This is a genomic window from Paenibacillus oryzae, from assembly GCF_001675045.1.
Classification (GTDB): domain Bacteria; phylum Bacillota; class Bacilli; order Paenibacillales; family Paenibacillaceae; genus Pristimantibacillus; species Pristimantibacillus oryzae.
On record NZ_LYPA01000075.1, the window covers coordinates 63,698 to 77,600 of the forward strand.

Annotated in this window: 16 protein-coding genes; 5 read left to right on the forward strand and 11 right to left on the reverse strand. The window is 51.9% G+C overall.

The annotated features are described in order from the left end of the window. Positions 1–22 precede the first annotated feature (22 nt). The 4 genes from A7K91_RS22010 to A7K91_RS22025 all read right to left on the reverse strand — a co-directional run bounded on the left by A7K91_RS22010 (position 23) and on the right by A7K91_RS22025 (position 1,537). Entirely contained in the window at positions 23–463 is a 441-nt protein-coding gene (locus A7K91_RS22010) for a Fur family transcriptional regulator (protein WP_068686635.1), read from the reverse strand. A gap of 77 nt (positions 464–540) precedes the next feature. Next, entirely contained in the window at positions 541–765 is a 225-nt protein-coding gene (locus tag A7K91_RS22015) for a hypothetical protein (protein ID WP_068686636.1), read from the reverse strand. 17 nt (positions 766–782) lie between these two features. Next, complete coding sequence (locus A7K91_RS22020; RefSeq protein ID WP_068686637.1) at positions 783–983, reverse strand: hypothetical protein; 201 nt, start codon at positions 981–983, stop codon at positions 783–785. A 125-nt stretch (positions 984–1,108) separates the two neighbouring features. Further along, the gene (locus A7K91_RS22025) at positions 1,109–1,537 is read right to left on the reverse strand and encodes an Hsp20/alpha crystallin family protein (RefSeq protein WP_068686740.1); all 429 of its coding nucleotides are present in this window, start codon (positions 1,535–1,537) and stop codon (positions 1,109–1,111) included. Positions 1,538–1,719: 182 nt separating this feature from the next. On the opposite strand from A7K91_RS22025, the gene A7K91_RS22030 reads away from it, so the two are divergent. From A7K91_RS22030 to A7K91_RS22050, 5 genes are all read left to right on the forward strand, one after another. After that, positions 1,720–1,953: a spore germination protein gene (locus tag A7K91_RS22030; protein WP_068686638.1), complete on the forward strand. Its 234-nt coding sequence runs from the start codon at positions 1,720–1,722 to the stop codon at positions 1,951–1,953. Continuing rightward, on the forward strand, positions 1,950–2,153 hold the full coding sequence (locus A7K91_RS22035; RefSeq protein WP_068686639.1) for a spore germination protein GerPB: 204 nt from the start codon (positions 1,950–1,952) through the stop codon (positions 2,151–2,153). Before A7K91_RS22030 ends, A7K91_RS22035 begins: the two co-directional genes overlap by 4 nt. A gap of 116 nt (positions 2,154–2,269) precedes the next feature. Next, the gene (gene gerPC / locus A7K91_RS22040) at positions 2,270–2,926 is read left to right on the forward strand and encodes a spore germination protein GerPC (protein ID WP_068686640.1); all 657 of its coding nucleotides are present in this window, start codon (positions 2,270–2,272) and stop codon (positions 2,924–2,926) included. Positions 2,927–2,933: 7 nt separating this feature from the next. After that, positions 2,934–3,167 (forward strand): hypothetical protein, encoded by a 234-nt coding sequence (locus A7K91_RS22045; RefSeq protein WP_082967674.1) that lies wholly within the window; start codon positions 2,934–2,936, stop codon positions 3,165–3,167. Then, positions 3,164–3,601, forward strand: coding sequence for a spore germination protein GerPE (locus A7K91_RS22050; RefSeq protein WP_068686641.1), 438 nt, complete (start codon positions 3,164–3,166; stop codon positions 3,599–3,601). The genes A7K91_RS22045 and A7K91_RS22050 overlap by 4 nt, the downstream gene beginning before the upstream one ends. 15 nt (positions 3,602–3,616) lie before the next feature. Here the strand turns inward: A7K91_RS22050 and A7K91_RS27320 are convergent, their stop codons facing one another. From A7K91_RS27320 to glgB, 7 genes are all read right to left on the reverse strand, one after another. Next, positions 3,617–3,742 carry a hypothetical protein gene (locus A7K91_RS27320; protein ID WP_281198654.1) on the reverse strand — a complete coding sequence of 42 codons (126 nt, stop codon included), beginning with the start codon at positions 3,740–3,742 and terminating at the stop codon, positions 3,617–3,619. An 18-nt stretch (positions 3,743–3,760) separates the two neighbouring features. Then, positions 3,761–5,287: a gluconokinase gene (gene gntK, locus A7K91_RS22055; protein WP_068686642.1), complete on the reverse strand. Its 1,527-nt coding sequence runs from the start codon at positions 5,285–5,287 to the stop codon at positions 3,761–3,763. 167 nt (positions 5,288–5,454) lie between these two features. Continuing rightward, positions 5,455–7,425 carry a glycoside hydrolase family 15 protein gene (locus A7K91_RS22060; RefSeq protein WP_068686643.1) on the reverse strand — a complete coding sequence of 657 codons (1,971 nt, stop codon included), beginning with the start codon at positions 7,423–7,425 and terminating at the stop codon, positions 5,455–5,457. After that, positions 7,407–8,876, reverse strand: a complete 1,470-nt coding sequence (gene glgA / locus A7K91_RS22065) for a glycogen synthase GlgA (protein WP_068686644.1) — start codon at positions 8,874–8,876, stop codon at positions 7,407–7,409. Before glgA ends, A7K91_RS22060 begins: the two co-directional genes overlap by 19 nt. Positions 8,877–8,937: 61 nt before the next feature. Then, positions 8,938–10,050, reverse strand: a complete 1,113-nt coding sequence (gene glgD / locus A7K91_RS22070; RefSeq protein WP_068686645.1) for a glucose-1-phosphate adenylyltransferase subunit GlgD — start codon at positions 10,048–10,050, stop codon at positions 8,938–8,940. Continuing rightward, complete coding sequence (locus A7K91_RS22075; RefSeq protein WP_068686646.1) at positions 10,047–11,213, reverse strand: glucose-1-phosphate adenylyltransferase; 1,167 nt, start codon at positions 11,211–11,213, stop codon at positions 10,047–10,049. Before A7K91_RS22075 ends, glgD begins: the two co-directional genes overlap by 4 nt. A gap of 408 nt (positions 11,214–11,621) precedes the next feature. Further along, positions 11,622–13,511 (reverse strand): 1,4-alpha-glucan branching protein GlgB, encoded by a 1,890-nt coding sequence (gene glgB / locus A7K91_RS22080; RefSeq protein ID WP_342671754.1) that lies wholly within the window; start codon positions 13,509–13,511, stop codon positions 11,622–11,624. Positions 13,512–13,903: the final 392 nt, after the last annotated feature.

Below are 13,903 nucleotides of genomic sequence, written 5' to 3' on the forward strand. Positions count from 1 at the left end.
TTATTGTCCCGTCCGGTCAGGGTCATGCCTTCCCCTCGGCAGACGGCTCCTCCTGTGAGCAGCTGCTGCAATAGCCGAACACCTCGAACTTATGCTTCACCACGGTGAAATCTCCCGGAACCTTGGTTTGCTCCATCGGACAAAAGGTAATGGGATGCGTGCGGCCGCATTGCAGACAGATCATATGATGATGATGATGAGTCTCACGGCAATGCAGCTTGAATTTTACGCCGTCCTCAAACACGACCTGCTCCAGCACGCCAAGCTCCTCCATTACTCTCAGGTTGCGATAAACCGTATCAAAGCTTAAACCGCTATATGTGCGGCCCATATAATCATAAACGTCTTTGGGAGAAAGATAGCCTGGCGTATCTGCGAACAGTCCGGCCAGCGTTCTGCGCTGATCCGTCACCCGCAATCCCTGGCTTGACATCACTCCAACGATTTCTTCAACGGTTTGCATGGCCGTTCCTCCATATCTTAATTGTTTCTGTCTACCTATTTTGCCGAAAAAAAAGACTCTCGTCAATGAGAGCCGTTTTACCCGTTAACCGCCATATTCGTAACAAAGCTTGCCGCCATCCCGCAAAAGAGAAGGATTGCGCTTATTCCGGTCCATTTGCAACGGGCTTTAAGCACCTTCATTCGCCCAACATCCGCTCCTTGCTGCTCCGCCATGGCATAAGCCCGGCGCATAAACAAATAGACGATAACCGACGCTACAAAAAACATATTCACCACAAACCAGACGCCTGTCCAGAACATGCCGACTCCTCCAGAATTTATAAGTACCATTTGTTTAAAATCCACATAAACAAGGCAAAACTGACAACCGCTCCTCCGAAGCAAATCCAGCCGAATTTAAAATGCTGCTGGAACATGCGCAAAATGCCAAGGCTAAGCAGTCCGAAAATGAGCAGCAAAAACACGACCCCCAGAATAAATAATCCGGCGGAAACACTGCTAACGTCAACCAGCGACACGGACGACACTCCCTCATTATCATTTCCCGGTAATTCTATATGTCATTATACGGTAAACGCTTTATTTAATCCAGCTATGCGCGAACAAAATACGTTCTTTTTGTGATGGTTCGCACAGCTTGGCTTTATCGGCAATCAATGCCGTGCTGGAAAACCGCAGTCCGGCTTCGCCGCTTGCGCAGCTTGATGTGCAGGATGCCATTTGCCGTATGGGCGCGGCATTGACGGGGCATGACGAGACAAGGAAGCTTGATGTCAACCTTTTTGCTCCCCTTTAAACCGCTAACCCTCACTTTTTTTTCCGTCACGTGCAGCGTAAGTCTCTCCGGCTCGCAGTCTGAAGGCAGCTTCCATTCTATATATACATAACCGCCTTTTATGGAAATGTCGGCGCTTTGATTGCGCCCCAGGACGCCGGCAGCTTCCGGCAGGCTTTTGGTCATCATATTCCGCACAAACCGCTCCACCCAATCCGGCTCCTTCAAAATATCCATGCCTTTGGGCAACTGCTGCCGCTCCAGCCAACGCTCCAGATCATCCCAGTTGCTCGACATTTCCATCCCTCGCTCCCAATCCTTCATTTCATTCTATGCGCGCGGGAGATACCGGGATACTTTGCCCGCCAGACCATCTGCATGGATTAGCTCTCATTTGCTCCTACGGGCGGTGAAGACACCCCATGGGCGGATGCCGCATACACTACAGCATATCGAAGACAATTAAAAGGGTGATGAAAATGCCGGCTGTAGTAGGGTTCGTCAAGCTGGTAAGCGTAGGTTCCGGCTCCGTCGTCCAATTCGGCGATACGGTGCAGGTATCCCCCTCCAGCAACTCCAAAACGTATGCGGGCTCCGGTTCGTTTCTGACGGGAAGCCTGACCAACTCCAACAATGCGGTCAGCGCCACAAATACGGCCGATCCCGACTTGCAGGACAACACTAATGTAACCAGTGGAGCAAATATCGTATGAATTGGCATATTCAGCAGCATATTACCATTCATCAATTTCGGGTAGACAGCATCTCCAACAGCTCGGTGCTGCAGGTCGGAAGCTCCGGCTCCATCCGTTCCCTGTCCCAGCTGTACAATTCGGGGGGCTTTAAAGGGCCAGCCCCGCAGCTGGGCGAAGAAAGCCCGCTATCTCTCGTGCCGCTGCCAAATCCCGCCTAAGAGATGCCTTCCCGCTTGCTATTGTATCTTAGGAAATTTAAGGCGCCGCCGCTTTTCGCTTTTGAGCTTAACCTGTGAAATAGACTTCGCAATTTTTGGAGGAGGTGTGTTTAGTCTTGAAGGATGAAAGCGGCTTGTCGCCATGGCAGGCATGGTCCCTTGAGGTTCAAACCAGGCTTGCGAAGCAGCAGGAGCAAATAGCCCAGCTTCAGGAGCTGACTGCCGGGCTGGCCAGCAAGCTGAAGCAGCTTGAAAGCAAGCCAACCTATCATATCGACAACATCCAGTACCATTTTGACCAGTTGAAAGTGGAGAAGCTGGAGGGTACGCTGAACATCGGCATGACGGCTCCGGGAGCGGGAAGCGGAGAGGACGATGAAAGCATCGAGCAGCTTGCGGTTGGCAAAAGCAACGTATTTCCTTCCGCAAGCTCTTCTATTGAACCTCCAACCGATATGTTCAGAACCATTTTGGATCGCTTGAGCCGTTATTTGGACAATGATGTCCATCAGTCTCTGCTGGATTACGGGAAGCAGCACGGTTTGAGCCTGGATGACCGCCATAAGGAATTGATTATTGAAGATGTCCGCAAGCAGCTCTCGCCCCGCATTCGATATTATTTGAACCAAATGGAGCAAAACGGGGGAGAAAGCGCACAAACCTTCCCTCAGCTGATAACCGATTCCGTTTATGAAAAAACAAAGCGGGATGCCGACGCGGCAATTGCAAATTATATGAAGCAGATTAATATGGGGACGACAGGAGGCCTATAAAAGGATTATGATTCATTTTCATGTGGTAAACCATTGCTTGAGCGTAGGCGGAATCGATGTGCTGGGCGTCTCCAGCGCCTCCATGCTGCAAGTCGGCGATAATGATTATGTCGCTCTTTATTCCATGTTCGATACGCCGCCTGAATCTGTTATTATCGGTCCTTTGGCCCCGTTGCCGGAGCCTGAAAGGGCTGAGCTATCCGCCGGAGAGCCCGGCTCTGGGAGGAAGGAAAAACAATGAATGGCGAAATCCGGACAGCTGTTATCGGCTTTGTGTACGTAGTTAGCGCCGCCTCCGCCTCCGCCGTGCAATTCGGAGACCGGGGCGAAACGGCAGGCCGTCTTAGGGCGCTGGCCGTTCAGCGGGCGGAGGATCATCTTACGGCAGGCAGCGTTTATTTTGAATCCTATGATCTGTTTAGCCGCCCTTACCCTGTTTTGTCCGATGAAGCTTTTGATTCCGGCAATGCCGTTACGGTAAGGCGGGACAATCCCTGTCAGCGCATATCGGTGGGGTGCATCCGGGTTATCGCAGCCAGCTCGGCATCCAGCATTCAGGCAGGCAACAACATGCGGCTGCTCGGCGACTCCAGAATCAAGCACATTCGCCAATATCCCAAAAAAGCCGCTTTCCACGCTCTGGGATCCGTGAGCCAGCAATTGGACCCTCCGTGATAACCTCCATTATGCCTACTTCACCGTATTTTGCTCGTAATAGTCCGTTGCCTTCTTGTTGCACAGATTAGCCAGCTCGCCAACCTGTTCCAGCTCCTTGCTGTCCATTTGAACAGAAGAGTACAAACCTTGCTTATTCATCTAAATAACCCGCTTTCCCTATTTGCGCTGATATTCCGCTATAGCCTCATAATGCTGGACCAGCGCAGGCGACAGCTTTTGAAAAATGCCAAACAGCTCTTGGTATACGGCAGCATTCGCGGCGTCCGGCACATGTCCATGCAGCTCGCTTCCTTCGCCGATTCTCCAGTCCTCCCGATAGCCAACGCTATTAAAGCCGATCATGACTGCGCCGAGGCATGAGCTTTCGATGCAATCCGGAATGAGAACCTCGCGTCCCAGAATATCCGCCATCATGCTGCGCCATAGCGAGGAACGCGCAAAGCCGCCGCTTGCTTTAATCCGGGAAGCGGGTCCGCACAGCGATTCCACGATCGACAGGACCGATTTCAGATTGTACAGGATGCCCTCCATAGCGGCCCGAACCATATGAGCTCTCGTATGCCGCAAGGTAAGGCCATAATAGGAGCCTCTGGCGTCGGCATTCCATAAAGGCGCCCGCTCGCCAGCCAGATACGGATGGAACAGCAGCCCCTCCGAGCCCGGCTTGATGGTGGCGGCAAGTGCGGTCAGCAGCTCATAAGCATCCTTCCCGGTACGCTCGGCCTCCTGCACCTCCAAGCCGCCAAGCTGCTCCTTGACCCAGCGGAACACGATGCCCCCGTTGTTGACGGGACCGCCAACCAGCCACTTGGAATCGGTAACCGCATAACAAAAAGTGCGCCCCTTCGAATCAAGCTGCGGCTTGTCCGACAAGATGCGGAAGGCTCCGCTCGTACCAATCGTAATGGCGGCAACGCCGGGAGCCGTAGCGCCAAGTCCGATATTGGACAATGCGCCGTCGCTTGCGCCCACGACAAAAGGCAGCTCGCGCTTGATGCCCATTGCAGCGGCATACTCTGCCGATAATCCGCTCAAGCTAAACGTCGGCGGCACAAGCTGAGATAACTTGTTTGGCCCGATGCCGGCCATTGCAAGCGCTTCGGAATCCCATTGCAGCGTCTCCACGTTAAGCAAGCCGGTGGCGGACGCGACGGAATAATCGCTGACGTATTGGCCAAACAGCTTAAAAAATACATATTCCTTTATGGAAATAAACTTGCTGGCGCGACTAAACAGCTCAGGATGGTCATTTCGCAGCCAGATCAGCTTCGTTAATGGATTCATGGGATGAATGGGAGTGCCCGTGCGCCTATAGATATGTAGTCCGTTCCATTCCTTCTCCAATTTGTCGCACCAGCCTTTGCTGCGGTTATCCGCCCACGTCAAGCACGGAGACAGCGGTGTTCCTTCGCTGTCTACCGGTATGACGCTGTGCATGGCGGAGCTGAACGAAACGAAGGCTACGTGATCGCCCTCCTGGCCAAGCGTCCTCATGCAGCCTGCAATAACCTCTATAACGGCCGCAAAAATAACATCCGGGTCCTGCTCCGCCGCCCCCGGTTCAGGCGTATGCATAGGATATTCAATCGCATGTTGGGTTTTGATGAAACCTTGCTCTGTAAAAACAACTGCTTTTGTGCTTGTTGTTCCAATGTCTACGCCGATGCCGTAAATCCCGTTCATGTTTTCCTCCCGCTATTCCTGTCATAATCGTTATGTCCCCATCTTGTATAAAAACGCAGGAAGGCCGCGAGGCATCGCTATGCCCCGCAGCCGCCGGTTTATTGCCACAAGCTAAATTATACCTCATTCCCGTATGAAGTTCAGCCGTCTTTTGGAGCTTTTGGCGCTTATGAATTGGAGCTGCTTAATTCCTTAAATTTTGCTGCATATTTACAGACGCTTTGCACAACCGTTGCATGAGACCAGGTGAGCGGCGCCACGGATAACGGCGAACCGTCGTAGGGATTTAATTGCTCCGGCAAAAGGCCGCTTTTCAACGCATGTTTCGCTACCCAGCAAAGCGTCGCCTTTGGCCCTTCCAGGTCTCCCAGCGATCTGGCGGAATCAATTTCAAAATTGGCCACCCATAGCGTACAGATAATCCATGGATTTCCGGGGACCTTGTCGATTTCGCCGGATTGCTGGAAGTAGTAGTCATTGGTATAACGGGCAATTCCGCCGATATCCGTTTTGACCGCCAATCCTTCCTTGATTGCGCCCATCGTCTGGACAACCCGGTAATCGTCCACGGGCAAAACGCCAAATTCCAATACGCCAAACATGCTGCTCTCCAGCGTCATGTCCTTGACCCAACGGTTGTCCCGCTGAATCAGGCCTCTCGCAAAACGTCCGCTCTCCTCATCCCACAGATGCTTCAGCATGCCTTGCTTGAGATTTTGGGCGGTTTCCTTAAAGCGGTCGCTTCGTTCATAATCGCCGAACAAATCCGTAAATTGCGCTGCCGCCATCAAGCCGCCGTATACCGAAGCGGCGGTAAAGGTCCAAATCCCATAGCGCTCCTCCCACAGGTCATAGCTCGGCTTGGGCAATGACAGGGACGGCTCTATGTAATCGCTCAGGAAATTGGCCGCCTTTCGAATCAGATTGCTGTATAGCGACTGCGGCAGCTCGATGACGCCATTGCGCTCGTAATCCTTCCACAAAGCCAGCAGCACAAGCGCCGTTTCATCCTCCTGGATCGGCAGCCGCCTGCTTCCTTGCACGATATAAGGATGCCAGCTTGACCCCACCGTTCCGTCCGGGTTGTATTTGTGGAACAAATAACCTTCAGGCGCCAGGGCATTTGCGCAAAAATGGAAAAACGGTGCAATAACGCTTTGATATCCCGCCATCGACATCGCGTCCGCAATCAACGCACCGTCACGGGGCCACATATAGCTGTAGTGATCGCGGTTATAGGCCAAAATATCCGTATCGTTGGCCGCCAGAATGGCTCCTCGCTCATCCACCTGCGTCCGGACCAGCAGCAGGCTTTGCTTGAACAGCTTCTCCACCTCTGGCGGCAAATTGCCCAAATCGGTCTCCGCACGCCGCAGCCAATGCTTCCAATAAATGACCATCCGGCTAAGCAGCTTTTCGGGATGATTATCGTGAACATACTGATTCAGCCGTTTAACCTCCTCAAGGTTGGAGCCCACCGACATCCAGTAATAAAAATCGGATTCGCCGTCAGGCTCAACGAAGGAGCGGAAGCTGATCGTGCTGTCGACGGAGCCTTGGGCGATGCTGTTGCCCATCAAGGTGCCGTCCTCTGCGTCGCGCCAGGTTCCTTCGGCGGACTGAAACCGCTTGATGCCCGTAGAATATTGCATCATGCCCCCTTCATCGGACATGCCGCTGAACATAAAATAATTGGACCGTTTATAGTGATACAAGGTATGGTTTTCGGGATAATAAACAGCAGTGTCTCCTACCTCGGAGCCTTCGATCATCAAATCCTGATGAAAAAACAACCGGACCTCGCGGGATTCGCTGTGCCGATTGCGCACCACCACCCGTTTGATGTAGATGGATTCCCGCTGGTGAATCCCGTCGTTAATATACAGCTCGACTCCCAATCGTTCGTGCCGCCCAATAATGTTCGTAACCAGTGAATCCGGAATATAATCCAGCTCAAAGCACCATTCGGGATCGTCCAGCCAGGAGAATACGCCCTCCACCCAGATGCCGAAGCGGCAATAATGGCCGCCGACATGGTTAAGCTGACCAACAAAGGGGAAAAAAATATCCCGGATAAAGCAGGTTTGATCCAGATTAACAAGAAGTTTTCCGTTGCCGATTACGAGATGACGGGCCATGGTTCATTCTCCTTTCGATACGCGGCAAGATTTGTGTACAGATCCATGTAGGCCTTGGCGGAAGCATTCCAGCTAATATCGCGGCGGGCGCCGTTGTCAACAATCCTTTTCCACACTTCCTCATCACGGTAAAAAGAAAGCGCGCGCCGAACGGTGTTCAAATAATCGTGGGCATTGTAGTTCGTAAAGCTGAAGCCGTTCCCTTCCCCGGTATATTCGTTATAGGAGAAAACCGTATCCCGCAGCCCGCCCGTTTCCCGGACAATCGGAACTGTAGCATACCGGAGCGACAACAGCTGGCTAAGCCCGCAAGGCTCGAATTTGGAGGGCATGGCGAACATGTCCGAGCCGGCATAAATGCGCCGCGCCATCCGATCGCTGTACCCGTGCCAAAATGCCGCTTTTTCCGGATATTTCTCCGCTGCGCGCCAGAACAGCTCCTCGTATCGAGCCTCTCCGGTGCCCAGCACCACAAGCTGCACATCATCCTGCATCAGCTCATCCAGGGTGGCGGCAATAAGGTCAAACCCCTTTTGCTCCACCAGTCTGGACACAATGCCGATCATCGGGATAGAGCTATCCTCTGTAAGCCCCATCTCGCGCTGCAGGTCCACCTTGTTTTTTCTTTTTCTGGAGAGCGAGCCCCGGTACGGGGTATGCAAACTGTCATCCTTCATGGGATCAAATTCGTCCAGGTCGATGCCGTTAATTATGCCGGTCAGGTCCCAGCCCCGGCAGCGCAGCAAGGAATCCAGCCCTTCGCCGTAATAGGGCGTCTGAATTTCCTCCGCATAGGTCGGGCTGACCGTTGTGAGCTTATCCGCGTATTGAAGCCCGCCCTTCATGCAGCTTGCCGCGCCGTAAAATTCCAGTCCCTCCATGCCTTGCTGGAACAGGTCATCACCGGCGCCCGTCAGCTCCTTGATGAGGTCCAGGCCGAATATGCCCTGGTATTTCAGGTTATGGATCGTAAATACCGATTTTACATAAGCCCATGCCGGATCAAAGGCATGACGGGTTCGGAGAAGAAACGGAATGAGGCCGGTTTGCCAATCATGTGCATGCAGCACCTGCGGACGGAAATCCATATGGCGCGCCGCTTCCATTACCGCAAAGCAAAAGAAAACAAAGCGCTCCGCATCGTCGCCGTAGCCGTAAAGCCCTCTTCTTTTGAAATAAAACTCGTTGTCCACCAAATAATAAATAACCTCTCCGATCTTGCCCTTCCACAACCCGCAATATTGACTCCGCCAGCCAAAATAAACCTGAAACTCCGCCAGCAGCTCAAAGTGCTGGAGCAGCTCTCCCGGAATTTCCTCGTATTTGGGCAATATAACCCTGACATCGCAGCCGCGCTTGTTAAGCGCCTTGGGCAACGCTCCGGTTACATCGGCCAAACCTCCGGTTTTGGCCAGCGGCGCAGCCTCCGAAGTTGCAAACAGTACATTCATATCTCCATAACCTCCAGTCCTATTCTCTATTTGAGGTCAATCCACGCATGTCCGCCTGTTGTCAGATTACCTTGCGCTTAGCCGCAAGAAACGGCAAGGATTCCGCCCCCCGAATGTCCCGGTTGCTCTCGATGACGACATCCTTGTCCAGAATGCCGTATTGAATGCTGCTTCCCGATCCGATGTGTCCATTTTGCATAACGATGCTATCCTTTACAACCGCTCCCCGCTCCACGTGCACCCCGCGAAAAATAACGCTGTTGATTACGGTGCCTTCAATCCGGCAGCCGTTTGCGATCAAGCTATTGGTGACAGACGAGCCTTCGCAATAACGCGCCGGCGGCTCATCCTTGCCCTTCGTGAAGATCGGGCCCGGCTGATAGAAAAGCTGACGCCATACATCGGGGTCCAGCAGCCTTTTGTTGTTGGCATAATAGCTGGCTAATGTATTGACCACCCCGAGATACCCCTCATACATATAAGCGTAAACGTTCAGCGCATCCAGCCTGGAGAAAATCGCGTGGCGAACCAGATGGTCCTGCCCTTGCGCCAGGGAGGTTTCTACCAGCTCCATCAGCAGATCCTTGCGCATAATATACATCTCCATGCTGCTGACGTCGCTCAGCATCCGGCCGTAATGATCCTGAATGGCCGTGATGCGGCCGTCCTCGTCCATTTTCACCTTGCGAGCCTTGCCTGCCAGCTCCTCGTCATGCTGCTTGCAAACAACCGTGATGTCGGCGCCTTTTTCCACATGGAAGGCAAGCACCTTTTCAAAGTCGATATTGCATACCATATGGCTTCTCGTTATAACGACATAATCCAGATTAGAACGGTTAAAATAGTCCCGGTGCTGATAGAAATGGTAGAGATCGCCTCTGCTGATTTCCTGAATATTGTCCGTGGCCGGCGGGAGGATAAACAATCCGCTTTGCCGATGCTGCAAGTCCCAATGCTTGCCGGAGCCCAGATGATCCATCAGGGAGCGGTATTTGGTATGGGCGAACACAGCAACCTTGCTGATGCCCGAGCCTACCATGCTGGAGAGAACAAAGTCTATCAGGCGATACCGTGCGCCAAACGGCACCGTTGCCAGGCAGCGTCCTTGCGTCAAGGCCTCCAGCTCATCGGATTCGTGAATAAGATTGATGACACCGAGTACATTATGCTTCATGGCTGCTCCACCTCCAGAAGATCGTGATCGCTCGTAACATACTGCTCCACAGCTACAACGGTAATCGCATCGTCGTCGGGATCGCCAATGACGACGCCGGCCTGAATGACGGCCCCTTCGCCTATAATCGCACGGTAGATTTGCGCCCCGGCGCCAATGACCACATTAGGCATAACGACCGATTCCTTAATGATGCTTCCCCGCTCCGCAGTTACCCCGTAAAACAAAACGGAGCTATCAATTTTTCCTTGCAGCATGCAGCCTTCCGTCACAATAGAGCTGGACAGCTCAGCCGTTTCCGATACGAACTGGGCCGGCCTGTTGGGGCTGACGGAATAAATTCGCCAGGATGGATCATGCAGGTTCAGAGGGGAGCTGTCATCCAGCAAATCCATATTGGCCTCCCACAGGCTTTCTATCGTTCCGACATCCTTCCAATAGCCTTTAAAAGGATAGGAATGAAGCCGCAAGCCGTCGCGCATCATGGCAGGTATCAGGTCCTTGCCAAAATCATGGGTGGAGTTCCGGTTGCCCTCGTCATAGATCAAATATTTTTGCAGAGCCTTCCATGTAAAAATATAAACGCCCATAGATGCAATATTGCTGGTCGGGTTTTTTGGTTTTTCCTCAAAGGCCGTAATCCGGTCTTCATCATCAACATGCATAACGCCAAAACGGCTGGCTTCCTTCCAGTCCACCTGGATGCCCGCAATGGTTACATCTGCCCTGGAGCGCTTGTGATGCTGAAGCATAAGATCATAATCCATTTTGTAAATATGGTCGCCGGAAATAATGAGCACATACTCCGGGTCATAACGCTCGATAAAACCCATGTTTTGATAAATCGCATTTGCCGTGCCCTTGTACCATACGCCGCCCTTCTGCTTCACAAACGGCGGCAAAATAGCCATTCCTCCGTCGCGGCGGTCTAGTCCCCAAGGGGTGCCGATGCCAAGATAGCGATTAAGCTCCAGCGGCTGGTATTGCGTCAGCACGCCAACCGTGTCGATGCCTGAATGTGCGCAATTGCTCAGCGTAAAGTCAATGATCCGGTATTTGCCTCCAAAATAGACAGCGGGTTTGGCCAAATCCTTGGTTAACACCCCCAATCTTTTACCTTCCCCTCCTGCAAGCAGCATGGCAACCATTTCTTTACGGCCCATTGACAACAACTCCTCGTTAGAATGTGTGTGTCCCCCAATGGCTATATTAAGTTGAACTATAGAAACAAGCGCTAGGCCAGAGTGTGAAGGGTTCTGGAGAAAAGCATATGCTTACGAAGTAACGTTCTTCCAGAACGTTTTAAGCGTTCGCTTGTGTTCCCGGATTTCAACATTAACCCTATCATTCAAGGAAATCTGGGAACAACTGCGATCGGAAGAACTTTTCACATGGCGGCCCTCTTCGCTTAATTTTCTTTGTTCAACTTATATAGTTAGCAGAATAAAGGTGAACGGGGGCAGATTAAGANTTTCAACATTAACCCTATCATTCAAGGAAATCTGGGAACAACTGCGATCGGAAGAACTTTTCACATGGCGGCCCTCTTCGCTTAATTTTCTTTGTTCAACTTATATAGTTAGCAGAATAAAGGTGAACGGGGGCAGATTAAGACAGATGCTTTGGTCCCGGCCGTGCCACGGTATATCCTCGGAAACAAAAGACTCCAAGCCGTCTTCACAGCACCCGCCAAAGACGCTGTCATCGCTGTTTAGCACCGTTCTGTAGATGCCGGTCTCTGGAACTCCAACCCGGTAATTTGTGCAGGCCCGGCGCGAAAAATTGGCGACAACAAGCGATGAGCTGGATAAACCTCGCCGGATAAAGGATATGATGGCATGTTCGGCATTATGAACATCGACCCATTCAAAACCTTCCGGCTCGGCGTCGCGTTCCCAAAGCGATGGCGTGTTGCGGTAAGCGGAGTTTAGCGCGGAAACGTATTCCCGCATGGACGTGTGGGACTTGTATTGAAGAACCATCCAGTCCAGCTGGTCTCCATCTTTCCATTCGTCAAACTGCCCCCATTCACCTCCCATAAAAAGTAATTTCTTCCCTGGATGGGAAATCCAGTATCCGTAAAACAAACGCAGCTGATGAAATTTTTCCTCGTACGTACCGGGCATTTTGTTAAGAAGCGATCGCTTTCCGTGAACAACCTCGTCATGAGAAAGCGGAAGAACGTAATTTTCGGAGAATGCATAACAAAGCGAGAAGGTGATGAGATGATGATGGTGCGGGCGCTGATCCGGCTCCAGCTCCATGTATCGGAGCGAATCGTTCATCCAGCCCATGTTCCACTTGAAATTAAAGCCGAGACCTCCAAGATAGGTCGGCGAGGTTACGGCAGGCCATGCCGAGGAATCCTCAGCCAGCATCAACGTATTGGGGTAATAATGAAACACCGTTTCATTCAGTTTTTTGAGGAAGGCTAGCGCGTCCATATTTTCTTTGCCGCCTAGCTTATTGTATGTGAGTAAGTGCTGTGGTTTGTCCATGTGCAAATTCAACATATTGGCGACTGCATCCACCCGCAAGCCGTCAATGTGATAAACGTCCATCCAGAAAACCGCGTTGGAGATCAGAAAGCTGACAACCTCCAGGATGGAAAAGTCAAATGCCGTTGTCCCCCAGAGCGGGAGCTCGGCGAGGCCCGGCACCTTGCTTTCAAACAAGGGTTCGCCGTCAAACAGCCTCAAGCCGTGACTATCCTTGCAGAAATGTCCCGGCACCCAGTCCAGAATAACGCCGATGTTATGGCGATGGCAGCTTTCAACCAGCTTTTTCAACTGGCGAGGCGTACCGTAACGGCTGGTCGGGCTATAAAATCCGGTAATCTGGTAACCCCAGGACTGGTCAAGCGGATGCTCCGCCAGCGGCATCAGCTCGATGTGGGTATATCCCATTTCGGCCGCATAAGGCACAAGCTCTGCAGCCAGCTCTTCATAGGTGTAGAAATATTCCTTGCCTTTGATTTTCCAGGAGCCCGCATGGACCTCGTAAATAAGGAGGGGGCTGGAATAAGGAGGGGATGAGGCTTTATGCTCCTGCCAAACGCCGTCGTCCCAGTCGTAGTCAAGGACATCAGCAACAATGGAGGCCGTTCCAGGACGGCGCTCGCTGTAGAAAGCGTAAGGATCGGACTTGACAAGGGTCTCTCCCTTCCTGGTCCGGAGCTCGTACTTGTAAAGCTCTCCTTCTCTTAAATGGGGAATGAATAAATGATGGACTCCGGTATTGCCGAAAGGGCTCATGACATGTTCGCCGCCATTCCAGCCGTTGAAATCCCCAACAACGGAAACGGATGCCGCATGGGGCGCCCACACGGCAAAGCGAACGCCTTCCACGCCATCCTGCTTTTTCAGATGAGCTCCCATAAACCGGTAGCTGTGGTAGGATGAGCCCGTATTAAATAAATACAGCTCTTCCTCTGTTAAACCGTCCTTTATGCTGAGAGTCATGCGCTGCATCACCTCCCGGAGCCGTTAATTTCTTTTATTATACATGCATCTTTGAAAAAGAAACAGCTTGTTTTCATTTTTTACACAAAAATGCGCGATTTCATGTTATGAAATATTACATGATAGCTATCGGGAGCCCTTCGCAACGGATACGCGGTGAATATAGTAATGTCTGGAGCAAAAGCCTTTTGACACAGCCTGGTCCTCGCAATTGACCCAACTGCACTTTACCGTTTTTTTGATTCGACGAGGCCGCACTGTATTTGGATCGCCGTGCCTCAACATCCTTTGATGGTGCATTGCACAAAGCGATTTGGCTTTGACCGGCTTGTCACAGCCCGCAATTCCGCATGTTTCCACTTTAAGTTCCCCCTTGTTTGTTCGGAAAAGCC

What these genes read in the sequence shown, in the direction of transcription:
- A7K91_RS22010 (WP_068686635.1), bottom strand. Translation starts at nt 463, where the DNA reads ATGCAAACCGTTGAAGAAATCGTTGGAGTGATGTCAAGCCAGGGATTG.
- A7K91_RS22015 (WP_068686636.1), bottom strand. Translation starts at nt 765, where the DNA reads ATGTTCTGGACAGGCGTCTGGTTTGTGGTGAATATGTTTTTTGTAGCG.
- A7K91_RS22025 (WP_068686740.1), bottom strand. Translation starts at nt 1,537, where the DNA reads ATGTCGAGCAACTGGGATGATCTGGAGCGTTGGCTGGAGCGGCAGCAG.
- A7K91_RS22030 (WP_068686638.1), top strand. Translation starts at nt 1,720, where the DNA reads ATGCCGGCTGTAGTAGGGTTCGTCAAGCTGGTAAGCGTAGGTTCCGGC.
- A7K91_RS22035 (WP_068686639.1), top strand. Translation starts at nt 1,950, where the DNA reads ATGAATTGGCATATTCAGCAGCATATTACCATTCATCAATTTCGGGTA.
- A7K91_RS22045 (WP_082967674.1), top strand. Translation starts at nt 2,934, where the DNA reads ATGATTCATTTTCATGTGGTAAACCATTGCTTGAGCGTAGGCGGAATC.
- A7K91_RS22050 (WP_068686641.1), top strand. Translation starts at nt 3,164, where the DNA reads ATGAATGGCGAAATCCGGACAGCTGTTATCGGCTTTGTGTACGTAGTT.
- A7K91_RS27320 (WP_281198654.1), bottom strand. Translation starts at nt 3,742, where the DNA reads ATGAATAAGCAAGGTTTGTACTCTTCTGTTCAAATGGACAGCAAGGAG.
- gntK (WP_068686642.1), bottom strand. Translation starts at nt 5,287, where the DNA reads ATGAACGGGATTTACGGCATCGGCGTAGACATTGGAACAACAAGCACA.
- A7K91_RS22060 (WP_068686643.1), bottom strand. Translation starts at nt 7,425, where the DNA reads ATGGCCCGTCATCTCGTAATCGGCAACGGAAAACTTCTTGTTAATCTG.
- glgA (WP_068686644.1), bottom strand. Translation starts at nt 8,876, where the DNA reads ATGAATGTACTGTTTGCAACTTCGGAGGCTGCGCCGCTGGCCAAAACC.
- glgD (WP_068686645.1), bottom strand. Translation starts at nt 10,050, where the DNA reads ATGAAGCATAATGTACTCGGTGTCATCAATCTTATTCACGAATCCGAT.
- A7K91_RS22075 (WP_068686646.1), bottom strand. Translation starts at nt 11,213, where the DNA reads ATGGGCCGTAAAGAAATGGTTGCCATGCTGCTTGCAGGAGGGGAAGGT.
- glgB (WP_342671754.1), bottom strand. Translation starts at nt 13,511, where the DNA reads ATGACTCTCAGCATAAAGGACGGTTTAACAGAGGAAGAGCTGTATTTA.